The organism is Vibrio sp. 1402, assembly GCF_033340275.1.
The window spans coordinates 61,340-85,219 of the sequence record NZ_JAWOWE010000011.1; the positions used below are offsets into that span (position 1 = coordinate 61,340).

Annotated in this window: 24 protein-coding genes; 11 read left to right on the plus strand and 13 right to left on the minus strand. The window is 44.0% G+C overall.

The features are described from left to right. Positions 1 to 14: 14 nt before the first annotated feature. The 4 genes from R7044_RS18460 to coxB are packed head-to-tail and all read right to left on the minus strand — an operon-like array spanning position 15 to position 4,302. Positions 15 to 899, minus strand: coding sequence for a cytochrome c oxidase subunit 3 (locus tag R7044_RS18460; protein ID WP_005385214.1), 885 nt, complete (start codon positions 897 to 899; stop codon positions 15 to 17). Positions 900 to 950: 51 nt separating this feature from the next. Further along, entirely contained in the window at positions 951 to 1,490 is a 540-nt protein-coding gene (locus tag R7044_RS18465; protein WP_047101617.1) for a cytochrome c oxidase assembly protein, read from the minus strand. Positions 1,491 to 1,510: 20 nt separating this feature from the next. Beyond that, positions 1,511 to 3,142, minus strand: a complete 1,632-nt coding sequence (gene ctaD / locus R7044_RS18470) for a cytochrome c oxidase subunit I (RefSeq protein ID WP_017821601.1) — start codon at positions 3,140 to 3,142, stop codon at positions 1,511 to 1,513. Continuing rightward, positions 3,139 to 4,302 carry a cytochrome c oxidase subunit II gene (coxB, locus tag R7044_RS18475; RefSeq protein ID WP_017821602.1) on the minus strand — a complete coding sequence of 388 codons (1,164 nt, stop codon included), beginning with the start codon at positions 4,300 to 4,302 and terminating at the stop codon, positions 3,139 to 3,141. Before coxB ends, ctaD begins: the two co-directional genes overlap by 4 nt. Before the next feature lie 330 nt (positions 4,303 to 4,632). On the opposite strand from coxB, the gene R7044_RS18480 reads away from it, so the two are divergent. Next, entirely contained in the window at positions 4,633 to 6,327 is a 1,695-nt protein-coding gene (locus tag R7044_RS18480) for a phospho-sugar mutase (protein ID WP_225455741.1), read from the plus strand. Positions 6,328 to 6,427: 100 nt separating this feature from the next. Here the strand turns inward: R7044_RS18480 and R7044_RS18485 are convergent, their stop codons facing one another. Continuing rightward, complete coding sequence (locus R7044_RS18485; RefSeq protein WP_005375519.1) at positions 6,428 to 6,850, minus strand: GNAT family N-acetyltransferase; 423 nt, start codon at positions 6,848 to 6,850, stop codon at positions 6,428 to 6,430. Between the two features lie 79 nt (positions 6,851 to 6,929). Beyond that, the gene (locus R7044_RS18490; protein ID WP_005375522.1) at positions 6,930 to 7,562 is read right to left on the minus strand and encodes a LysE family translocator; all 633 of its coding nucleotides are present in this window, start codon (positions 7,560 to 7,562) and stop codon (positions 6,930 to 6,932) included. A gap of 229 nt (positions 7,563 to 7,791) precedes the next feature. Between R7044_RS18490 and R7044_RS18495 the strand changes: the two genes are divergently transcribed. From R7044_RS18495 to R7044_RS18505, 3 genes are all read left to right on the plus strand, one after another. Next, positions 7,792 to 8,619, plus strand: a complete 828-nt coding sequence (locus R7044_RS18495) for an AraC family transcriptional regulator (protein ID WP_005385198.1) — start codon at positions 7,792 to 7,794, stop codon at positions 8,617 to 8,619. A 79-nt stretch (positions 8,620 to 8,698) separates the two neighbouring features. Beyond that, complete coding sequence (locus tag R7044_RS18500; protein WP_005375526.1) at positions 8,699 to 9,409, plus strand: AzlC family ABC transporter permease; 711 nt, start codon at positions 8,699 to 8,701, stop codon at positions 9,407 to 9,409. After that, positions 9,409 to 9,720, plus strand: a complete 312-nt coding sequence (locus R7044_RS18505) for an AzlD domain-containing protein (protein WP_005385193.1) — start codon at positions 9,409 to 9,411, stop codon at positions 9,718 to 9,720. The genes R7044_RS18500 and R7044_RS18505 overlap by 1 nt, the downstream gene beginning before the upstream one ends. Here the strand turns inward: R7044_RS18505 and R7044_RS18510 are convergent. After that, positions 9,717 to 10,331 carry a fumarylacetoacetate hydrolase family protein gene (locus R7044_RS18510; protein ID WP_017635857.1) on the minus strand — a complete coding sequence of 205 codons (615 nt, stop codon included), beginning with the start codon at positions 10,329 to 10,331 and terminating at the stop codon, positions 9,717 to 9,719. The two genes, R7044_RS18505 and R7044_RS18510, sit on opposite strands and share 4 nt — an antisense overlap. A gap of 221 nt (positions 10,332 to 10,552) precedes the next feature. After that, positions 10,553 to 11,611 (minus strand): porin, encoded by a 1,059-nt coding sequence (locus R7044_RS18515; protein WP_047101621.1) that lies wholly within the window; start codon positions 11,609 to 11,611, stop codon positions 10,553 to 10,555. 609 nt (positions 11,612 to 12,220) lie between these two features. Here R7044_RS18515 and R7044_RS18520 point away from each other — a divergent pair. The 3 genes from R7044_RS18520 to R7044_RS18530 all read left to right on the plus strand — a co-directional run bounded on the left by R7044_RS18520 (position 12,221) and on the right by R7044_RS18530 (position 15,172). Then, a complete protein-coding gene (locus tag R7044_RS18520) occupies positions 12,221 to 13,192 on the plus strand; it encodes a porin (protein WP_005375535.1) in 972 nt (323 codons plus the stop codon). 464 nt (positions 13,193 to 13,656) lie between these two features. After that, positions 13,657 to 14,514: a DMT family transporter gene (locus R7044_RS18525; RefSeq protein WP_005375542.1), complete on the plus strand. Its 858-nt coding sequence runs from the start codon at positions 13,657 to 13,659 to the stop codon at positions 14,512 to 14,514. A 43-nt stretch (positions 14,515 to 14,557) separates the two neighbouring features. Then, on the plus strand, positions 14,558 to 15,172 hold the full coding sequence (locus tag R7044_RS18530) for a glutaredoxin domain-containing protein (RefSeq protein WP_005385185.1): 615 nt from the start codon (positions 14,558 to 14,560) through the stop codon (positions 15,170 to 15,172). Positions 15,173 to 15,299: 127 nt separating this feature from the next. Here R7044_RS18530 and R7044_RS18535 read toward each other — a convergent pair whose 3' ends face one another. The 3 genes from R7044_RS18535 to R7044_RS18545 form a co-directional block, all read right to left on the minus strand. Beyond that, positions 15,300 to 15,434: a hypothetical protein gene (locus R7044_RS18535; protein WP_017635854.1), complete on the minus strand. Its 135-nt coding sequence runs from the start codon at positions 15,432 to 15,434 to the stop codon at positions 15,300 to 15,302. 133 nt (positions 15,435 to 15,567) lie between these two features. Continuing rightward, the gene (locus tag R7044_RS18540; protein WP_005375501.1) at positions 15,568 to 15,915 is read right to left on the minus strand and encodes a hypothetical protein; all 348 of its coding nucleotides are present in this window, start codon (positions 15,913 to 15,915) and stop codon (positions 15,568 to 15,570) included. Between the two features lie 176 nt (positions 15,916 to 16,091). Beyond that, complete coding sequence (locus R7044_RS18545; protein ID WP_017821607.1) at positions 16,092 to 17,285, minus strand: multidrug effflux MFS transporter; 1,194 nt, start codon at positions 17,283 to 17,285, stop codon at positions 16,092 to 16,094. 105 nt (positions 17,286 to 17,390) lie between these two features. Between R7044_RS18545 and R7044_RS18550 the strand changes: the two genes are divergently transcribed. Next, a complete protein-coding gene (locus R7044_RS18550; protein ID WP_017635852.1) occupies positions 17,391 to 18,278 on the plus strand; it encodes a LysR family transcriptional regulator in 888 nt (295 codons plus the stop codon). A gap of 183 nt (positions 18,279 to 18,461) precedes the next feature. Continuing rightward, entirely contained in the window at positions 18,462 to 20,282 is a 1,821-nt protein-coding gene (locus R7044_RS18555; RefSeq protein ID WP_225455742.1) for a putative bifunctional diguanylate cyclase/phosphodiesterase, read from the plus strand. A gap of 106 nt (positions 20,283 to 20,388) precedes the next feature. On the opposite strand, the gene R7044_RS18560 is transcribed toward R7044_RS18555, so the two are convergent. Both R7044_RS18560 and R7044_RS18565 read right to left on the minus strand, forming a co-directional pair. Next, positions 20,389 to 21,672 carry a peptidoglycan DD-metalloendopeptidase family protein gene (locus R7044_RS18560; protein ID WP_025768471.1) on the minus strand — a complete coding sequence of 428 codons (1,284 nt, stop codon included), beginning with the start codon at positions 21,670 to 21,672 and terminating at the stop codon, positions 20,389 to 20,391. Positions 21,673 to 21,796: 124 nt separating this feature from the next. Continuing rightward, positions 21,797 to 22,426, minus strand: coding sequence for a hypothetical protein (locus tag R7044_RS18565; RefSeq protein WP_170890029.1), 630 nt, complete (start codon positions 22,424 to 22,426; stop codon positions 21,797 to 21,799). A gap of 200 nt (positions 22,427 to 22,626) precedes the next feature. Here R7044_RS18565 and R7044_RS18570 point away from each other — a divergent pair, with 200 nt between their 5' ends. Further along, complete coding sequence (locus R7044_RS18570) at positions 22,627 to 23,028, plus strand: GFA family protein (protein ID WP_025768472.1); 402 nt, start codon at positions 22,627 to 22,629, stop codon at positions 23,026 to 23,028. 153 nt (positions 23,029 to 23,181) lie between these two features. Next, positions 23,182 to 23,853 (plus strand): YoaK family protein, encoded by a 672-nt coding sequence (locus R7044_RS18575; protein WP_005375484.1) that lies wholly within the window; start codon positions 23,182 to 23,184, stop codon positions 23,851 to 23,853. The last annotated feature ends 27 nt before the right edge of the window (positions 23,854 to 23,880 follow it).

A 23,880-nucleotide genomic window follows, 5' to 3' on the forward strand; every position in this document is an offset into this window, starting at 1 on the left:
AGTTCACACTGAGCCTAAAGTACGTAAACAAACACAAACAGACATAACCAAACCACATCCACGAAATGCCAATACCAGCTGCCCGCTTGAAAGGCAAAATGGTTCTTTGGCGAAAAGTGATCTTTAGCGATTCTGAACAGCAGCACGATTAAGAAGATAGTCCCAAGACAAACGTGTAAACCGTGGAATCCCGTCAACATGAAGAACGTGTTACCGTAAATACCGGACTGCAACGTGAGCCCTATGTCTTGATAAGCATGAACATACTCAACCGCTTGGTAATATAGGAAAAAGCCAGCAAGTACGATGGTTATCTCTAACCAAACAATCAGTGCCGTTCTTTTGTCTTGTTCAAGGCTTATATGCGCCATATGTAGCGTAATAGACGACAATAGCAGCAAGATAGTATTGGTAAGGGGTATGCCCTGCCACGGCATAGCTTGTGTTGTTTCTCCTCCCGGCGTCAGAGTGAGTGGCCACATCGCTTCGAAGGTTGGCCACAGGACTTCGTTGGTCATGAAGTTATTATCTGCCCCACCTAACCAAGGCACAGAAATCATTCTGGCGTAAAACAAGGCACCAAAAAAGGCACCAAAAAACATCACTTCAGAAAAGATAAACCAGCTCATTCCTTGGCGAAAAGAACGAGTAATTTGCGAGCTGTATTTTCCACTCAGTGATTCAGTAATCACATTACTAAACCAACCAGCCAACATGTAAAGCAAGAACAAGAAGCCCACCGCTAGCACAATGCCACCAATGGTTCCCACTGCACCGTCACTTTGTGTCCCCTGGACGGTCATGCCTGCGCCAACAGCAACCAAAAACAGAGCAAATGCACCGATGATCGGCCAGCTACTTTGAGCGGGAACATAATATGTTCCTGGCTTGTTACTCATAATTTCTCTCCTTACTGACCAACCTTGGTCTGTATCTCTCTCCCTGAGTGGCTAAGAGCCTGTAGGAGGGGGAAGTTTATAGAGTGTGTAAGACAGCGTTAACGTGTGTATAGACTCCGGCAAGCCCGGTTCGATATAAAAAATCAACGGCATTTGAGCTTGCTGTTTACCATCCAGAGGCTGCTGGTTAAAGCAAAAACACTCAATCTTATTGAAGTAAGCAGCTCCAGTCCCGGGAGAAACAGAAGGAACGGCTTGCCCCACCAACTTCTGCCCGCTTTCATTAAATGCAAGGTATTCGGTTTGTACGACTTCACCTGGGTGAACATCCATCGAAATCACTTTGGGTCTAAACTCCCAAGGCATATCTGGGCTGACATGCGCCATAAACTCCACGCGAATAGTTCGACTCATGTCCGGTTGCATACCTGTCGGTTGAATGGCGGCCACTTCACTTGTCTTTCCATTGATTCCCAGTGCGTCGCACATCACGTCATAAAGTGGGACCAGTGCATAGCCGAAGCCAAACATTAACAGGGTCGCCAAAAGTAACTTCACTGTGAGCTTCTTGTTTGATGGATTCGGTTTCATGTCACTCACCCCACTCTTTGCTAGTCAATCTCAGGCGGTGTAGTAAACGTATGATGTGGCGCAGGGCTTGGCACTGTCCACTCTAAGCCCTCCGCACGTTCCCACGGTTTTGCAGAAGCCTTTTCCCCGCCACGAATACACTTGATCACCAACCATAAGAAGATCAGTTGTGACAACCCAAATGCAAACCCACCAATTGATACTATTTGATTAACATCAGCAAACTGAATGGCGTAATCCGGTATGCGTCTTGGCATGCCCGCTAAGCCTAGGAAGTGCATTGGGAAAAACAGGACATTGACGGAAATAATTGAGCACCAGAAATGCCATAAACTCAGCTTGTGGTCGTACATATTGCCCGTCCACTTAGGTAGCCAGTAGTATGCCGCTGCCATGATCGAGAATACCGCACCAGATACCAACACATAATGGAAATGGGCAACTACGAAGTAAGTGTCATGATATTGGAAGTCCGCCGGCACAATCGCCAACATCAGTCCCGAGAAGCCACCAATGGTAAACAGCACAATAAAGGCAATGGCAAACAACATTGGCGTTTCAAATGTCAGAGCTCCACGCCACATGGTGGCAACCCAGTTAAAGACTTTAACCCCCGTTGGTACCGCAATCAGCATAGTGCAATACATGAAGAAGAGCTCAGCAAAAACTGGCATCCCCGTGGTAAACATGTGGTGCGCCCACACAAGGAAAGATAACAATGCAATGCTGCACGTCGCGTAAACCATCGAATGATAACCAAACAGCTTCTTACCACTGAAAGCAGGCAGAATGGCGGAAATGATTCCAAACGACGGTAAAATCATGATGTACACTTCTGGGTGACCAAAGAACCAAAAGATGTGTTGGAACATTACCGGGTCACCACCACCAGCTGCGTCAAAGAAGCTAGTCCCGAAATATTTGTCAGTAAGAACCATGGTCACCGCACCCGCTAGTACCGGCATAACCGCGATCAACAAGAAAGCGGTGATTAGCCAAGTCCAAACAAACATTGGTAACTTGAACCAAGTCATTCCCGGAGCTCGCATATTTACGATCGTCACGATAACGTTAATCGCGCCCATAATGGAGCTGATACCCATGATATGCACAGAGAATACAAACAGCGCAGTGCTATCCGGGCCATAAGTCGTGGACAGCGGAGCATAAAACGTCCAACCAAAATCAGGACCGCCGCCAGGTAAAAACAACGAGCTCAACAAGATGAGAAATGCAAAAGGTAAGATCCAAAAGCTCAAGTTGTTCATGCGCGGTAGCGCCATATCTGGAGCGCCGATCATCATCGGGATCATCCAGTTAGCAAGACCAGTAAATGCTGGCATCACCGCACCAAATACCATTACTAAACCGTGTACCGTGGTCATTTGATTAAAAAACTGCGGATCGACTAGCTGTAGCCCTGGCTGGAACAGTTCGGCACGAATGATCATTGCCATCGCACCACCTGTTAGAAACATCGCAAAGCTAAACCAAAGGTAGAGGGTGCCTATGTCTTTATGGCTTGTAGAATACAACCAACGAGTGATGCCCTGGGGTGCATGATGCTCGTGACCATCATCAATCGCAATGGTACTGTTCGCACTGGCTTCTGCTGGCGCAGACTTCACTGCCTTATCTATTGGCTTACTCATATTTCCTCCTTAGCACTGCCTTGTGCCTTAAAGGCATTCACATCGGATGCTTGCACTGTATCGCCAGTATCGTTGCCCCATGCATTTCGTTGATATGTGATAACCGCGCCAATTTCTTTGTCACTTAACTGATTAGAAAAAGCCTGCATTGCGGTGCCTGGGCGACCGTTGACAATAATATCTATGTGCTCTGTAACGTCTCCGGTTGCAATAGGACTGCCTTTAATCGCGGGAAATGCACCCGGAATCCCCTCACCATTTGCCTGATGACACACAGCGCAACGCGCCGTGTATATCGATTCGCCTTGCGACATCAATTCGTCCATAGATAAGTCTTGAGAGAGCGCTTCTTGAGCCGCCGCTTTTTGAAGCGCGAGTTCTTGCTTCTTACTCGCTAGCCATTCATCGAACTTTTCTTCTTCCATCGCATGCACCACCACTGGCATAAATCCGTGTGCACGACCACATAGCTCCGCACACTGACCGCGATATACGCCTGGCTCATCAATTCTTGTCCATGCTTCATTGATAAAACCTGGAATGGTGTCTTTCTTGACGGCAAAGTCTGGTACCCACCAAGAGTGAATGACATCATCAGAAGTCATCAAAAAACGCACTTTGCGATTCACAGGCAACACCAAAGGGTTGTCTACTTCCAGTAAGTAATGCGCGCCTTTAGCTTCGATTCCATCAATTTGTTTTTGGCTGGTGGCAAGCAAACTAAAAAACTCAACATCTTCACCAAAATAGCTGTAATGCCATTTCCATTGCGAGCCTGTGATCTTGACCGTGATATCCGATTGGCTTGTGTCTTCCATTGCTACTAGAGTTTTTGTTGCGGGAATCGCCATAGCGACAAGAATGATGATGGGTATGACCGTCCAAATAATTTCCACTTTTGTGCTTTCATGGAAATGTGCTGCAACTGCTCCTTTTGACTTGCGATGACGGAAGATGGAATAGAACATCACACCAAAAACAATCAAAGCAATTACACAGCAGATATAGAAAATCAGCATATGTAATTCATACACTTGCCCACTTATCTCTGTGACCCCTTTTGTCATGTTGTAGTCATTTTCCTTTGACCAACCAAAAGAGGAAAATGTGATTAAAATCACATTCAGTGATAAGGCTAGAGTAGTCGTTAATCTTTTCAAAAGATCTCTCCTCTGCTCAGCCGCTACGCCTACGCGAGCTTCCTTGCGTCCCGATGCAAATATCGAACAACTTTACGAAAAATCACAAAAACTACGATTTCGACACGGTTTGTTATATTTATGTTAAAAGGCTAGTTATAGTTCCAAGGTTCTTCAAGAAATTAAATATGATTAAATTTTGTTCGGATAAGAAAAATTAATTCGGTTTATCGATTGCCCTCTTTGAAATGTAATTGAGAACCATTTACATTGATTTAAAAGAAAACATTGAGATACTTACCAAACGAAGTGTCCAAGAAAGTAGGCTCCCCCTACTAAGGAATGATTGATATGACAGCACTAATTACGCAATGGCTAAAACGAGACCCTGATCCTAAGACTCGTGAAGAGCTACAACACCTCGTCGATACGAACAATGAACAAGAGCTTACTGATCGCTTTGGCTCACGCCTTGCCTTTGGTACTGCAGGCTTACGTGGCAAAGTGGGCGCAGGTCCAAACCGAATGAACCGCTTGGTGATTCAAGAGACCGCCACTGGTTTAGGGAACTATTTGCTTGAGCAAGTCAAAGATGCCGCGAGTCGTGGTGTCGTTATTGGCTACGACGGTCGTCCCGATTCAAAACAATTCGCGCATGATACCGCATCCGTACTGACGGCCCTTGGTATCAAGGTTTACCTAACGTATGACGTTGCAGCAACCCCAATTGTTGCGTTTGGTGTCCGTACATTGAATGCTGCGGCCGCTGTTGTTGTTACTGCCAGTCACAATCCACCAGAATACAATGGCTTTAAAGTATATTGGGAGAATGGCGCACAGATTATTCCTCCGCACGACTCTGGAATCGCAGCGAAAATTGATGACGCAACAACGAAGCCATTACCTTTAATGTCTCTCGATGATGCAAAACAGCACGGTTTGTTAGTTTGGTTGGAAGACGACTACTACCAAACTTACCGTAAGACAATGAATGAAAACGCGCTGCTTACTCCTGACAACAATACCGATATATCTATTGCTTACACCGCAATGCATGGCGTTGGCGCGAATATGGCGGAAACGCTACTTGCCGACGCAGGCTTCCAAAAAGTGGCAAGTGTTAAGGAACAGCGCGAACCTGATGGAAGCTTCCCAACCGTCAACTTCCCAAACCCTGAAGAAGCCGGTGCAATGGATATGGTGATGGCGTTAGGTAAGTCCGTAGATGCCGATATCGCTTGCGCTAACGATCCAGATGCGGACCGTTTTGCCGTGGCAGTTAAACGCCCAGATGGCGAGTATCAAATGCTAACGGGTGATCAGGTGGGCTCACTGTTTGGCGATTGCTTGTTGGAACAGCAACCTAACGCTTTGGTTGGCAACACCATCGTATCCTCAAGAATGCTGAGCAGCATCGCTAAGGCGCATGGCGCACAATACTATCAAACATTAACTGGCTTTAAATGGCTTACTAACGTTGCCATGGAACAAGAGACAGAAACCAACCCATTCTTGTTTGCTTATGAGGAAGCGCTCGGTTATACCGTGGGTAACAAGGTGTGGGATAAAGATGGTTTATCTGCAATCGTCGCGTTTTCACAGCTAACAGGCAAGCTTAAAGCGCAAGGCAAAACACTGTGGGATAAACTGGAAGAGCTGTACCGCGAGCACGGTTTCTACTTCAACGCACAACGAAGCATCGCTCTCGACCCAAACTCTCCACCAATCGGCGACAAACTCCGAGCAAACCCACCAACAGAGATTGCTGGTAAAAAAGTTGCAGTAACCGAAGATCTTAAAACATCGGTTCGCATGTTTGACGACGGCTCTGAAGAATCCATTGACTTACCAGCAAGTGACGTATTGATTTATCACCTAGAAGATCAATCACGCGTGATTGTTCGTCCTTCTGGTACTGAGCCAAAACTAAAATGTTACTACGAAGTCATCAACCTCTTCCCTGAGGATATGAGCTATGAACAAGCACAGCAAGCAGCAGAAGCGAAGATGAACGAACTTATCGAAGCGCACCAGCAAAGTTTGTAAGTCAAAGAGAAACATAGATATTTGATACAACAAGAGGCGCAAATTCGCGCCTCTTTTTTTGATTTTGACTAGAACAAGTCAAGCTAACCCGTGCTTTTCCCTAGCCTACAATTTCCTTTTGTAGAAAGTACTTGTGGATGCCTTCTGCAGGATAGCCTGAGTACTGCCCCACTTTCTCAAAACCTAATTTGAGATAGAACTCAAGAGCTTGAAAGCTGTAGGTATCCAAATAAACATGGGTAACCCCGTGAGGCTTTACTTTTTGTTCTAGCATCGACATTAATTGGCTACCGAGACCAGAGGTTCGACTTTCAGCGTCTACCCACAAAAACTCAACAAACACCGTATTTTTAAACATTTCGCCAGTCAAGCCACCCATGATCTTGCCATTCTCATCTTTTGCGAAACAGCCTACAGCATGCACTTCCCCTTCTGGTAAATGCAGTCGGTTATAAGATCGAATACCTTCACGAACAAAATCAAGGTCTGTTTGATCTGGATTTAAACAAAATTCAAGCTTCATATATCCTCTCCTTAGGAAACACCAATATCCTAAAACAAAAAGCCAGCAATTGCTGGCTTTCTGATGGAATATGATAACTTTACAAGGCGAAACTACTCAGCATCCACAACGCCAGAATAACAAACACTAACCCCATTAGTTTATGCTGATACGTGCGGAATTTTTCGTTCTCGAGCAGCCCTTTGCCCAATGTGCCTGCTAACCCAACAAGTAATAAATTGAATGACAAGCCAAGAACGTTCAACAATAACCCTAGCGCTAGCATCTGCTCACCGGAAGATGCCGTGATATTGCTTGAGACAAACTGCGGCAAAAACATTACAAAAAAGACCAAGGCTTTAGGGTTAAGCAAATTACTCATCAAAGCACGCTGATAATAAGTTGATGCCATTTTGTTTTGACCATCAAGCTCTGGAGCCGAAGATGCCTCAGCTCGTAAGCAGTCCCAACCCATTTTTAGCAAGTAAGCGCCACCTAATAGATGAAGGACTTTAAGGGCTATTGGGCTCATGGCAATCAGGGTAGATACGCCCATTGCAGCAAGCAAAGTAAGAATAACACCAGACGTCGCATTGCCTAAGCTAGCAAAAAGACCGACCTTCTTACCGTAACTCATACTTGAGCTCGCTATCAGCAACATATCAGGCCCTGGTAAGAGCAATAAGGCGACAACTGCGGTGAGATAAACAGGAAGTACAGATAAATCAATCATGATGGAACCGCTTTTCTACAACAAGGCGGCGAATGTTATACCAACAAAATGACATCATCCAGCCCAAAATAGCCAAGATAAATCAAAAAATAAAAATCATAGTTTGCCCAGCCGAAAAATAGCAATCAATTCGCCTGTTTATCAAAATCGAATAGCAATTTTGTACAAAAATAAGCACGATGGATCCGTTACACTTCTAAAATGATTTTCTTGAGCAGACCGGATAAAGATGAAAGAAAAGAATAAGGAAATCGCTACCTTCAAGATAGCTCAAGAGCTCGGAGGTTTAGAGCTTCTCGATGCAAAGTATGAGAAGCAGAATTTTTCACGCCATAGCCACGAAGGTTACACTATTGGTGTCATCGAAAAAGGGGCACAACAATTTTTTAGGACGGGCGGGAATCATATCGCGCCACAGGACAGCATCATCCTTGTTAATGCAGATGAAGTACACAACGGGCATTCAGCCTCGGAAGGCGGCTGGGAATACAAAGCAATGTACCCCGTACCTCAGCAGTTTCAAACTTTAGGACAAGAGCTTGGCTCACCAAATGTAGCTCTGCCCTATTTCCCTCAACCTGTGGTTTACGATCCTGAGCTGGCTAGTCAGTTACGACTGGTATTTGAAACACTAGAAAAATCAGACAACCGTTTATTGAGAGAAACTTTGGTTTACGGCACGTTGATCAAGCTAGCCAGTAAACACAGCACTCATCGGGCACCACTGAAAGAGTCAACCAGAGCTCAGCGACAAGTGCAGCTCGTCAGAGAATTTTTGGAAGACTTTCCACAAACGGACGTCTCACTAGAAGAACTCGCGAAACTGTCTGGATTAAGCCCTTTTCATCTGCTGAGAGAGTTTCAAAAGCAATTTGGCTTTCCGCCTCATGCCTATCAAATTCAGCAACGTTTACGTATGGCGAAGAAGCTATTAAAAATGGGACAAAAAATTTCAGACGTGGCACAAGAATGCGGTTTCCATGATCAAAGCCATCTGCATCGACACTTTAAAAAAGCCATGGGCGTCACTCCCGGCCAATACGTCCGTCACAGCTAAAGCAGCAATATTGTACAAGGCGCTATGCGACTACCGAGCTATCTTGGTAATCTGATTTAGGAATAAATAAGAAGAAACCATGGACCACACTTTGCCGTTACAAAAAGAATCAAAAGCCACGCTATTTTGGCAAGGTACACTTGCGATGATGCCTCTGAGTATCGCAGTGCTCCCTTGGGGCTTACTCGCAGGCTCATTCGCAATTGATACTGGGCTTCACCCTTTGGAAGGACAAGCACTATCCGCCATTTTGTTCGCAGGTTCTGCACAGCTCGTCGCGATGGGAATGATTAAAACCGGAGCAGGTCTAGTGACCATGTTACTGACAACGTTTTTTATCACCTCTCGACATTTCCTCTACAGTGTATCGATGCGCAGTAAAATTGCACCGCTCCCTCTAAAATGGCGATTATCACTCGGCTTCTTACTTACTGACGAGCTGTTTGCGATTGTAGGCCACCATTCCGATAAACAGTTTAATCGCTGGTATGCACTTGGGGCTGGTCTGAGTTTTTACCTGTTTTGGAATGTCGCGACATTGACGGGCATTATTGCGGGAAGTCTAATCCCTGAACTGAACGAAATGGGTTTGGAATTTGCTGTAGCCGCTACTTTTATCGCGATAGTAGTACCCACCATTAAAAATGCAGCGGTGCTCGCGAGTGTTATTGTAGCTTTGGTGAGCTCAGTTGCCCTAACCTATTATCAAATTGAGGGAAGTTTGATGATTTCGAGCATTTTAGCCATGCTTACTGGTTACTTTGTGGAACAAGTAAAGGAGAAACGCTAATGATCATGTTGGCTATTTTGCTGATGACGGTACTTGTTTTCACCAGCCGCTACTTGTTTTTAGAACCCAAGCTACCATTGCGATTAGGGACGCGCACTCAAAAAGTACTCAATTACGCTAGCCCCGCAGTACTGACTGCGATCTGGGCACCTATCGTTTTCATTCCCGATGGGGAGCTCAGCGTCAATGTGCAAAACCCATTTTTACTGGCTGCCGTACTGGCTGCTTTAATCGCGTATTTTACTAAAAATGTTCTTTTAACGACGGTCATCAGTATGGTGGTATTTCTCGTTCTGCGAATTTGGCTTTAATCCGCCAACCACTCAATCTCCAACAAGGTGACATCGCCACACTTTAATCGACCAAGGAAGATGTCACCTTCATGTACCTCACCAACGCCCTTTGGTGTACCAGTCATCACTACATCGCCATCTTGAAGTGTTGTGTAACTGGTTAATTCATCCAGGATAGTTAGCGGCGGATAGAGCATTTGGTTAACGTGACCTTTTTGTACACGAACACAGTTGATTAAGAGCTCAAGGTTAAGATCATTGATATCAATGTTATCCAAAGAGACAAACCGACTAAACACAGCAGAGCCATCAAATGCCTTAGCACGCTCCCACGGCAACCCCTGATTTTTAAGCGAGGATTGCAAACCACGCTTGGTCAGATCCAATCCCAAACCAACCGCTGAATAACGTCCATCCTTGATCAAAAAGCAGATTTCAGCCTCATAATGAAGGGGCTCTTGATGGAATGAACGCAGAGTTGTTGATACGGAAGTTGCGGGTTTATTAAATACCACCATTTGCTCAGGCATTGCATTATTAAGCTCATGAATATGTTCAACGTAATTTCGTCCAACACAAAGCACTTTACCCACTTCTACTTTCTTTTCTTCAACTTGAATAACACTCATCATTCTTCCCTGCAAAACAAAAATCCCATCATAATCTAACCTATTGACTTAACGACACTAAATAGCAACCTCTAGTGTAAAAAATAAGACATTCACCCCGTTTTGAGTTTTGTATCATCTAATTGAAACAGCAAAGTATTTGTAAAACAAATAGACAAAAAAGCCAGCACGAGGCTGGCTTTAGATCAATGAGCTTGAATAATAGTTCTCGCTAAACCCTATTATAGGTAGTAACGAGCACCTAACGCCCATTTGTCATCAGTTTCACGACCATTGTCGTCATTTAGGTCAAACTGGTAACCCGCGTAACCAACAAATTTAGGCGTGAAGTTATATTCTGCTTGTAGTGCCATTTCTTCACGAGCAGTTTCTGTTTTAGAGCTCTTAAACTCTTTACCTTCCACCATCTCATAGTTAACACTCAAGTTTAGGCTGTTCGCCAGAGCGTATGCGATGATCGCTTCGTACACATCACTTTCTTCTAAACGGTCGCCTTTTGCACTGAAGTTCATGTTTTCGTTTGAACCATAAACCGCAGCAAGGAATAGGCCTTGGCCGTACGCACCGTAAGATGCTGATACAACGTGTGATTCCGCCGTGTGCTTACCTGCATATGCAGGGTGCTGGAAATCACCGCCATTGTATGAATAACCGATTTTAGCGCCCATGATTGAGTAAGAAAGCGCAGCTTGCACACGGTCATCGTATTTAGCACCGCCAGTTATAACTCCAGCATCGTTGCGCGTGTAATCATCGTTTGCACCCTGCCAACCAAGACCAAAGTTGATCACACCCGCTTCACCCAACTCGATGGCATTACGGTAAGAAAGCATTTTATCCGCACGGCCAGTGCCAAGGTTTCCATGATCGTCATAGATGAAGTCGTTGGCAAACGCGATTGGCATATCTGCAATACCTGCGACATCGTAGTAAGGTGACCATTGCGTACCACCTACTGCACGACCATAAACCTCATGCGTTATACCTAAGTAACCTAGACGAGTTTTAAACGACTCTTCACCACCGTCTAAGTAGTTTAGCGCCCATTCACCACGTGCGTCTGCGGTGAAGCCATTACCCAAATCCTGTGTCGCAGAGATATTGATACGAGGAGAGTTAGTACCCACATCCGTGTCACCTTGCTCTGATCCATTTAAATTAACAGAAACGTGGCCGCCCATCGAAAATGTTGTGCCATCGTTATTATATAGTTCCACTGCAACTGCTTGAGTACCGAAAGTTGCTGCCGCGATTGCCGCTGCTAATAATTTTTTATTCATTTCTAAATCCATTACTTATTAGTTGGTTAGTCAGTTTTAGACCCGGCTTTGGTTCACTTTCGTAAAAACGAAATGATGAACAAAGAGAGGAATACAAAGGCTATCCGAGGCATCGTTTCCACCAGATTAGTTTTACCTTTGTGTAACAACTGCCAACACTTTATTTGATTAGTTCCTGACAACCGAGTGAAAAGATCTCAGACAAAACCTAAAAAGCAATCGTTTACTTAGCCTTCAAGAAATCGAGAAATAAAAACCTTACAATAAGAAATGCTTTAGAGAGAGTTAGCTCACAAATAGCTGATGATTCGCTATTTTTAGGCCAAACTTCCCTGCCAAATTGAAATGTTTACTTACATTTAGGGTCAAGAAACAATTCAGGAACTTTTTGAAAAAAACACAGTCTTCAACGGAGAGGAAAAAACCTCAAAAAAGATAAACCTTTCTTTTTATAAGTGGTATGAGAAGGGGCACTTATTCTCGCCAGCAATAAAAGTGCAATCAAATCATAACTTAACAGAAATCTATCTTTCATTTTCAGCCTTTACCTTAGCGTCATCAACACATCGGGCAAGAAAGCCCATCGATTACAACTAGGGTAATAAGAAAATGAAAAAGGCAGCACTAACTACTGCAATTCTTACAGCATTGGTATCAGCACCATCATTCGCAGCAACTGTATACAAAAACGACGGTACTGAATTAAAAGTTGGCGGCCGCGTTGAGTTTCGTGGTGACTTCATCGGTTCAGACGGTGCTGAAGTTGAAGGTTCTATGGAAGATAAAAGCCGTGCTCGTCTTAACCTAAAAGGTAAAACAGACATCGGCAACGGCCTTTCTGCTTTCGGTGTTTACGAAGCCGAACAAAAAACGGGCAAGAGTGAATTCAAAAACCGCTACATGTATGCAGGCGTCGACTCTGATATCGGTGCTTTCTCTGTAGGTCGTCAAGACATGGCTGCAGTCATCATCTCTGACATGACGGATATCACTGAATTCTCTGGTGTTCAGCAAGTTATTGATTCGTCGTCTGATAAGCAAGACAGCGTTTTCGCATACCGTGGTGCGTTTGATGCACTACAACTTCAAGCAACCTACCAAGCAAACTCTAGCGATAACGAAGATAAATACGGCATCTCTGGAATGTACTCACTACCAATGGGCCTCGACTTTGGTCTTGCATACTCTGGTGGCGATGTAGATAAAGATAACTCTGAAGATCAAATTCTAGGTGGTATCGCTTACTCGATGGACAACCTTTACCTAGCAGGTACTTATTCTCAAGGTTCCCTGACTGACTCTGAAGACTTTACGGCTTACGAGCTAGTCGCAAGCTACAAAGTAGCAAGCAAAGTGACGCTTGCAGCTCTATACACAGCTCAAGAGAATGATCCAGACAACGGTTCAAAGTACGACACCGTTGAAGGTATCGAGCTTGTTGGTTACTACAAACTAAACAGCAACTTCCGTACTTACCTGTCTTACTACATCAACCAACTTGATGAAGCAAAAGATGCAACAACAGGTCTAGTAACAGAAGGCGAAGATACACTGCGCCTAGGCGTACGTTACGATTTCTAATTCACTCTTGTCCTAAGAGCGAGTCCACTTGGCCAGCACCTTTGCTGGCCATTTTTTATGTAACCCAACACAACTCGATAAGTTTTCACACTATCGAAGCATCGCTCAGCAATGAAAAACGACCGTAACGACGCCTACTTCTGCCCTCTTTTAATGCGATTGCTCACTAAGTTAGTGCGTTTGATCTAATCGACAACATAGAAAAACCAAAAAAACATTTAAAATCAAACAGATAAAAGTTGGCACGTGTTCTGCAATATTATTTATGCAAATGCATGGCAGCGTTTGTGCTTCTCGTTCTTTGTACCTGTTATAACAGGCACGTCCTTTGAATTGGTAATGTCGCCTCCCTCTGGGAGGCATTTTTTTATTGGCGCGAAAAACAATAGGACGTATGATCCCGCCACCTCTATCAAACTGGAATTTTTCAATTGAATCATCATCCTGTTCAAGGTGCGTCCTGGATGCTAACAGCTGGCTTGGCATTCGCCATAGTGAACAGCTTCGCCCAAATTGCTAGCATCAACTTTGGTGTCTCTTCCACCACATTTGCGTTATTCCAATATGCAATCGCCTTATTTGTTATTCTGCCCTACCTACGTACACTTGGGATTAGACGTTCTTTAAGAACCCAACACTTTGGCTGGCATGCATTCCGCATTTTTCTCTCTGTTATCGGGATTCAACTTTGGTTATGGGCTCTCGCTTACCCAGTTCCAATTTGGCAAGGTATTGCACTTCTCATGACCTCCCCGTTATTTGCCACAGTTGGTTCTGGCTTGTTACTCAAAGAGAAAGTAGGTACTGCACGCTGGTTAGCGACATTGACGGGGTTTGTTGGTGCCATGATCATTCTTGAGCCTTGGGCAGACTCATTTACATGGGCGACCCTGCTCCCTGTTGGCGCCGCATTTTTCTGGGCAGCGTATTCATTAATGGTTAAAAAAATGTCGGTAAACGATCCGCCATCAACCATGGTTGTCTATTTATTGCTGCTGATAACACCATTTAATATCTTGTTAGCGATACCGACGTTTACTATGCCAGATACGTGGACGATATGGGGTGTGCTTTTAGCCGCAGGTGCACTTACAGCACTCGCTCAATGGGCTATCGTTAAAGCATATGCAGTAGCAGACGCCTCATTTGTGCAACCATTTGATCACGCCAAACTGCCTTTGAATGTTGTTGCTGGTTGGTTGGTGTTTGGTTGGGTGCCACCTGGTCGTTTATGGTTAGGTGCTGCGATTATTATTGCATCTATTGCGTTTATTACGCATTGGGAAGCGAAAAAGACAAAGTTAGTTGAAAGAAAAATCTAATTTAAAAGTTCTATATTTTCAGGAAAGGAAATGAGGAACCCATATGAGTCAACCAATCAAAATTACACTGTATCGCTGGGCTGGTAGTTGGGGCCCATTCAAAGTCAATATTCCTTGTGGTGAATGTACATTAACCAAAGATATTTTAAAGGATACTTTTGAAAACGAACTAGCCGATGTGCCCGTTGAACTTGAAGTAAAAGATTGGTTATCGCACTGGTGGGAACCATTAAAAGCTGGTGCTTGGCATGCACCCATTCTTCTTGTCGAAGGGAAAGTTATCAGCCAAGGAGAAGCATTGAATCGGGGTGTGCTTGTACAGTCTGTTATTGCTGAGTGGGTAAAACGCGATGAGCTAAAAGGCAACATTGTTTATGGTAAAGCAACTTGCCCTTACTGTGTCAAAGCCAAACAATTACTTGACGAGGCTGGCGTTCAGTATGAGTACCATGATGTAGTTAAAGACAGCGCCGCCTTATACCGCATGATTCCTGAAGTAAAAGCCATCATTGGCGAAAAAACACCGGTAACAGTGCCGCAAATTTGGTTAGATGGAAAATATATTGGAGGCGCTGACGATTTAGAAAAGTGGTTATCAGCAAAGGGGCTAGATAAAGTGCCTAACAATGTTGTGGAGATACCAAGCCAATCCGCGTAATTCTAGATTTAAATGTCATCAATCTTTGAGTAGCGTTTTGCCAATGTTGTGCAATATGTTGGCTACTTACTAACAACAAAACAGAGAAAAGCAAAAAGCCCTGATTTTTCAATCAGGGCTTTTTAAATTATTTCGCCAGTTTTTTAATAACACGAGCAAAAACAGAAGCTTTTTTCTTCTTCGCTTTACCGTAAAGCGCTTTGTGCATCGCGTCTTTTGCAATCATCTGGCCAATATAAGCACCACCAAGTTCGTTACCCATGACCTTCTCCTGAATGTATTGACTTAACTATGTAGTAATTTTACACCACAATTAGATAAAAACAAGACTCCAGTCACATTTATTTTGTAATTAACTTTCAGTTTGATTTTCGTGGATTTCTTGAAATGAGCGTCTATCGCTTAGGTTGTTGGTATGTTTTACCCGCTGCGACGTACGTATCTTTCTGTTTGATTTCAAAGAATGTTTCAAAGAACCACGCAGCAAACTTGATCAAGTGATCGCCTTCATTCATGACGTGCTCTACGTATTCTTGCTCTTCTCCGGATTCATCTTCTTGAGTGGTAATATGGTAAATACGTTTCTCACCATCAACTTCTGCAAGGCCAAACTGACCCGTTAGGGATTGCGCCGCTTGTGCAACTTCTTCTTCCTCACACGCCTTCAAGATTTCAAGTGCCTTTGGCATGCTTTCTTGCTGAGTAATTTCTTTTACCAGTGTTTCAAATTCGTTTTGTTGCATTCTTTCACCTAACGATTAGAGATCGGATAGCCATTGGGCAGAAATATATTCCAAGCTTGAGAGAAGTATCAAGGTTCGCCCTCTTCCTTTCAAACCAAGTCATTCAGTATACACAACAGGCCAGACTTAATTTAGCTGCGCATTTTAGAAAGCCGACCTTCTGGTTGCAAGTATATTCAGATGGAAGTTTCTGCTTGAACCGTCCCTTCTGGCACTTTACGAAATTGGCTTAGTACAAGAACAAAGCAAGAAAGTAACGCAATAAACAAATAAAACACCCCAAGCTGCTGCTGATTCGTAACCCATGAGTCTACTAAGTACCCACCAAACAAACCTGCTAAACACATTTGAATAGAACCAGATAGCGCAGAAACCGCGCCTGCCTGTTGCTTATGTGGTGAAAGTAGCAAACTGATCGAGACCGGGAATGACATTCCTTGAGCAAAACTTAAACACGTGAATGCCGTCAGCAATGAAAATACACTGAAGGGGGTAACCAACAACATGAAGCCTGCAACAGCAACAATCGCGAAACTCATCAGCAAGATTTGCTGAGCTTTGTAACGAGCATTGATCAAGTTCAGCACTAAGCTACCCGTCAGCAAACCAACTGATGGTATGATCATCAAAGAGCCGTAATCTGCCGCCGTTAATCCTAACTCTTGTTGCATTAAAAATGGATACAGGGAGAGCGTAACCAGAGCCGATAAATAACTAAGCCAGTTGTAGCTCGCACTACCAATCACTTGTGTATTCGTTAACAGACGCAAATAGTTCGCGCTTACTTCGCCTACTTTAAATTTTCTCTTCGGATAAGGCAGCGTTTCTGGCAGCACCAATAAACCAAGTGTAAAAATTGCCATTAAGTAAATCAGCACAAACACGAAGACAGCATGCCAACTCAGGTGAAAAGCAATCCAGCCACCAAACAGCGGAGCAATAATTGGCATCACTGAAGCAGTGACTGAAATATAAGATAGCGCTTTGGTTAATTGCATACCGTCATAACTATCACGCAGTACTGACCGACCAAGTACCGAAGCGCTGCCCGCTCCTAGGCCTTGCAGTAACCGTCCCGCTTCAAGGGCAACAATATTGTCCGAAAACGCGATGCAAATAACCGTACCAACTAGATATACACTTTGCCCCAGAATAAACACCGGCCGACGACCAATCGCATCAGACAATGGGCCGTAAAAAAGCTGAGAGATACCGAAGCCAACGAGAAATAGCGTGACGAGATTCTGAATCGAATGTTGCGGCAAATTCAAGTCATGACCAATCAATGGCAAAGAAGGAAGATAAATACTAACGCCAACTTGGCCTGTGGCAATGATCATCATAGCTAATAACAATGGTGTTTTACGCAAACGTTCCTCCTACTTTGTGACAGATTGATGGCAAACAGTGTATATTTGATACTCAAAGATGATAATCAGCTAAGTTGGAAAGGAATTAATTCCCAAGGAGATACAATGGACTGGATTCAAAGCGTGAAGAGTTATATTCGTGTGGTCGAAGAAGGTAGCTTTAATGCAGCAGCGCGGAAACTCAATACCACCAGCTCAGCTATCAGTAAGCGAGTTCAATGGCTAGAAGATAAAATTGGCGTTCAACTACTCAAACGTACAACCCGCTCAATTAGCCAAACTGAAGCTGGTGCTCTGTTTTATCAACGAGCAAAAAGTCAGCTTGATTCATGGCAATCGGTATTAGATGAGACTCGCTCAGTCAACCAATCACCAGCAGGGCTATTAAAAATTGGGGCAACGCTGGCCGTTGGTTCCAAGTTTCTAGTTCATTATCTTGATGATTTTCTTGAGAAATATCCAGACATCACACTTCAATTAACAACAACGCTACCAGGCCAATTGCCAGAGCTAAGCTTAGACCTGTTTATTAGCCGGGAATTAGAGCAACTGAACTCTCTAAGTTTCAAAGCCACTGCGCTTTTCGAACATAAAGCCCAGTTTTACGCCGCACCTAGTTACCTAAAGAAATATGGCACACCACAATGCGTTGAGGATCTGACAGAGCATAATGTCCTGATTTGGGGTGAAAAGCCCTCACGAGAAATCAAAACAAATCGAGGTAAGCGTATCAGCTTGTCCGGTAACTTTGCCACGACCAACCCAGAAGCGCTGTTTCATGGTGCCAAAAGAGGCATGGGTATTTTGATGACGAACAACGTCATGATCAAAGATGATCTCAAATCCGGCGCGTTAGTCCCTATCCTGCCCGATATCACAGCGGATAAAGCCACTGTATATGCCTACTATCCAAAGCTGGATTATCAGCATACCCGAACTAAGCTATTCCTCGATTATCTCAAATCACGATTAGAAGAGGAGAAGCGAGCCTAGCTTAGCGTTTTTATCGCTCTAGCTTTAAAAGGTTCAAGCATAAAAACATGAAAATAATGATTTGTTCGTTCACAAAATTTGAAAAATCTGCCTTAGTAACCGATAGTTTATTTGATGCATATCAAATAATAATTCGTCGTGTCTTACACGATATGTTAATAACAACGCTAGGTGAAATGCTCAATGGGTCAGGTACAAATCAGTTTCCACAAAATTGATGAGATATTGAAGCTAAACGGCACGGCTCAGCTAAACCGAGTCACGCTAGATATTCATCAACACTTGCAGAGCCATTGCACTTGCGTTGTAGAAGTTGCGCATCTTCAGCATTCGGCTCATACCATTTCCTTCGCCAGCAATGGAAAAATTACAGACAACCTAAGCTACCACCTTTCAGGCACCCCCTGTGAAAAAATGGCGAAAGACATTGGCGAACATATTTTCTATCAAGACCAGGTATACAAGCGTTTTCCTGAAGATCAGATGTTTCAAGAAGATGGCATTCAAGCTTACATTGGCCTGCCATTGAAGACACAAAATGGCGAAGTTCTGGGAATTTTACTGTCTACCTTTACCCGAAGCATCCACGCGAAAGAAGCGCAAGATATCCTCGACTTCCACCGATTTTATGCCAATGTCATTATTCATAGCTTACGTGAAAAGTGGGTCAGTGAACGTTCAGATAAGCTTCTTAATCAGCTTAGCTATGAGGTATCGCATGATAACCTAACTGGACTGCTCAACCGTAGCTGTTTAGCTGATACCTTGGAGACATTAACGCAGCAGGCGACTCGCCCATTCAGTTTGGCGTATCTTGATATCGATAATTTCAAATCGATCAATGATATCAACGGAAACTATATCGGCGACCAAATCATTAAGTTCACAGCTAACGCCATTCAACAGAGCTTGTCGTCGCCAAACAATGCGTTCCGTGTTGCAGGAGATGAATTCGCCTTCATCACGTACGACGAAGATCCTGTCGCCGTGTGTCAGGAAGTACTCGACAAAATTGAAAGCGGCTACAGCGACAAATCTAACCGGATTTCTTTCACCGTTAGTATTGGTATTGCACGTGCCCCAGTACATATGTTGAACAGCGATGAGCTGATTTTGAATGCCAGTCTCGCTCTCAAAGATTGTAAAAAACACCGCGATACACGGATTCAGCATTACGACACACACCTTAGTGCGTTATACCACCGTAGGACGCAGCTTATTGAGGCAATGCGAATCCAACTAAGTACTGATATACAAGACAGCGATGAGTTGTATGTAGTGGTTCAACCGATCGTCGATATCACGAGCGACCGCTGGAATTACTTTGAAATTTTGACTCGTTGGAATAGCAATATCTATGGAAATATCTCTCCAGCGGAGTTCATTGAAGCTGCCGAACAATCAGGCCTGATTATCGAGTTAGGTGAACGGATTATTGAACTCGCGTGTATCGCAAAGCAAGAACTCGAAGCGAACCTAGGCTATAAAGTCAAACTCTCCATCAATTGCTCAGCGTATGAGTTGGTTGATTCCAACCGTTATATTAATCACTTAACCAACATGGTTGAAAAGTATCAGCACGAAGCAAAAGACTTTGTTATAGAGCTCACCGAGACCGTCTTACTCTCACAAAGTGGCCGTGAACAGATGGTACTTAACTCGTTGCGATACTTGGGTTTTAAAGTCGCACTGGATGATTTTGGTACGGGATACTCAAGCTTGAACTATATACACAATTATCCGATTGATAGCATCAAAATCGATGCTACCTTTGTGCAGAACATGCTCTCAAATACAACCTCTGAACAAGTAGTGTTTTTGATAGCGCAATTGGCAGAGCTGCTCGATGTGGATTTGATTGCCGAAGGCGTAGAAGACGATAGAGCACTACAAAAGTTAATTGAAATGGGCTGCCACTACATCCAAGGTTATTTTTACTCTCGTCCACACAGTGTTGAAGAAATCGTACACCTGATAAATGAACGTGAAGTGCGGAGTGCCTAACGTACTGAACAGACTGCTGTCATAGAATTCAAATCTAGTTAATGCACAAAGTAAAAGAGACCAAGCTATGCTTAGTCTCTTTTTGTTTTTTGAGCGAAGTACTTTATTACAGCACTGCTTTCTCTTTATCGCGTAATAGTCTATCCATTTCATCTCTGTTCGCGACAAAAGTAGCCATCTCTTTCTTAGGAACAGAACTCGCCATTGGGATATTTGCTCGCATAGCGTTAACTGGACGGCCGTATTCAATCAACTCATAGTGAAGGTGTGGCCCAGTCACTCGACCTGTTTTACCAGAAAGACCGATACGCTGGCCTCGAGAAACCTTTTGCCCTTTCTTCACCAAAATCTTACTTAGGTGTAAGTAACGGGTTTTGTATTTGCTGCCGTGCTCAACAACCACGTAGTTACCCGCATATGGGTGTTTACGAGTCATGATCACTGTACCATCACCAGTAGAAACGACTGGTGTACCGGTTGGTACAGCAAAGTCAGTGCCGTTGTGCGGCGCAACACGCCCCGTTACTGGATGTAAACGATTAGGATTGAAGCCAGAACTGATACGCCAACGACTACTTACAGGGTAACGCTGGAATGCGCGCTGTAAGCTTTCACCTTTGGCATTGTAGAATTGACCATCAGTATGAAGGTAAGCGGTGATCTCGCGGCCGCGATTATAAATCTTAATCGCCTCAATTTCGTTCTTACCTGTTGGTACACCATTGATGCTTTGTGAGCGGCGAACAACTTCAAATCGATCACCTGCACGAAGATCACGTCCAAAGTTAAGTTGTTCTTTGAGTAAGCTTACGACTTGACTCACTTCCGCCGACGTTAAACCTAAACGACTCGCAGAAGAAGAAAAACTGCCTTGAATAACGCCAACTAAAGGTTCTTGGCTCCACACGCCAGGAATGGAAATATCAGTAAAGTCATAGCTACCATCACTATTCAGCTTGTAGACCACTTTATCTGCAATAGAAAATTGCAGTTCCATTTTCGCTAACTCGCCTGTCGCATCATCACGCCAGAAACGGAGCGTATTGCCCGGCTTAAGTGTATCAAGTGCCAAGTAGTTCAAATCCGTTTCCATTACTTTCATTAACGAGCTGTAACCGAAACCGAGCTGACTAAAAATAGTGCTTAGGTTGTCACCTGCTTGGATTTGATATTCGAAGTTCGGGGGAGTGACAACTTCGGCAGTTGTCGCATCAAGAATTTTTTCAACGACCTGAGATTCAGGTAGGTTCAATGCGATGGTTTTGGTTAAAGATGACTCTTTGAGAGAGTGAGAAACACCAATCGCAACTAAAACTGGCAAGGAGTATAACAGCAGCGCTCTACGACTTGTCAGATTCGGCAACCGTCTTGTAATTTCATTTGTAGACACGGGAATTACTATCTCCTTTCAAACAAGGCTCATAGCTTATGCATTCCCGAATAAGAAATCACTAGGAAATTTCGAGATCTAGCGCAGAAAATACTGAATTTTTACAGAACTCAAAAAAAATTCATCACTGTTGCATATGTAAGTTATTCCCTACACGCTGTAATGTGGATGAATTGAATTGATTTGGCGTGTCTGCCATTGCTTGATCGTCACCGTGCGCTAAATATGAAAGCGTGATAGTTGTATCACTTTTCCATTCGAGCTGAGTAAATTTCACGCGGTCACCAACAAAAACACTGTCTAAAAGGACAACTCGGCTCGGCACGGGGTCAAACTTGAACAAGCCAACATAGTTAAACGAACCGCTACCTTGTGTCGTTACAATCATCGGTGCAACAACCCATGAAACACCTTCAATCTCACGCTGGCTAATCGACGCAGTTGGAACAAGTACCTGACCTTTTGTCGCACCTGCATCATAGTCACCGATCAAATAGCCGTTTTCTTTATCCCACTCATCAAGAAAAGTGACCGCACTTTGCTCGGGGACTTGGATCGTCCAAGGATTACGTGCAGTGATACCAAGCGTCTCTTGCACAATAACGTTAGTTTCTACTTCTGTTTGAGGAAACTTAGCCATGATCTCGTCATCAGACAAACTAAAACGATAAACACCTGCGATCACAACCACAACCAATAAAACGATTGGAATAAGTAGAATAAGTGGTATCGGCAGGATTTTTTTGTGAGTCATGAAGACTTCCTTGTTTCAAGGTATAAACGAAAAGCGAGTATACCATTGTATACCCAAATGATTTCACCTCTTCAAGTGTTTCAAAATTAAACTAAACTGATTGTATCCAAATAGTTTCAAGTCCAGAGCTAATAACGAGCCAGTGACACAAGCTCTGTGCTCTAGGTCTATCGGTGTGTTGGGACAAATAGGTAATCACGATGACAAAAACCATTCATACATGCGAGTGCGCCTGCGGTTTAGTTGAGATCCGTTGTAAGGGAGAGCCCACCCACACGTCTGTCTGCCATTGCTTCGAATGCCAAAAACGAACTGGCAGTGTTTTTGGGGTACAAGCTCGCTTTGAAAAAGAGCATGTCACTTTAAACGGTGAAGTCACTAGCTATACCCGAATTGGCGATGATGGCAGTGAGGTTCAGTATGACTTTTGTCCATCCTGCGGCACGACAATGAGGTTGTTCGTTGCTGCATACCCAGAAATCATGATCATTCCCGTCGGTCTATTTACCGATAAAGAGTTCCACCAACCTACCGTTTCAGTCTATGAACAAATGAAACACGGGTGGGTGAGTTTCGAATGCACAACGGAACACATCTGCTAGCGAGCAATCCGCGTTCACGTATTTACTTTGGCTCGGACAACCGCCCTATAAGTGAGATTTTTTTGAGAATGATCAATCGAGTTTTACTGTAAAGGGTTTCGTAACTCGGTGTGAGCGCTATAATCGGCTCCTAATATTTGGTGGGGGTTTATTGTGATTTCCAGACTTCCTCGTTGGGTGGAATATGGCGCGTTTCTACTAGCTCTTCTCGCGGGCTGCGTCAACGCCGTTGGTCTTCTCGGCTTTCAACACCAAGCGATAACTCATCTTTCGGGAACCGTAACTCAGCTAGGGAACAGCTTGCTAACAGGTGTGGATAGCTCCATTCACCTGCTCTTCATCGTATTTAGCTTTTTGATTGGCGCTGCCTTTAGCGGCTTTTTTATTGAAAGCAGTGCGTTAAAACTAGGGCGAAGATATGGTGTTGCACTGTGCATAGAAGGGAGCTTGCTCTTACTCAGCTTGGGCTTTTTGGTGCAAGGGGATTTGTACGGCCAATATCTAGCATCAGCAGCATGTGGATTACAAAACGCAATGATCACCACGTTTAGCGGCGCAGTAGTCAGAACCACACATATGACCGGAATCATCACCGATCTAGGGATTATGATTGGAGAGAGCTTGAGAGGTCGTCAATTTGACCGACGTAAAGCAAAATTATTCCTATTCATTTTCTTTGGCTTTTTGTTTGGCGGCGTCGCGGGAGCGGCTCTATTTACGGTATATGGTTTATATACGCTGGTTTTCCCAGCAATATTGGCTTTTTCTACAGCTCTGATTTACTGGAGTTACCTATACATACTTAGCCGTCAACAAAAAGCATAAAATTTCGATCCGATTGAAGCGACATGC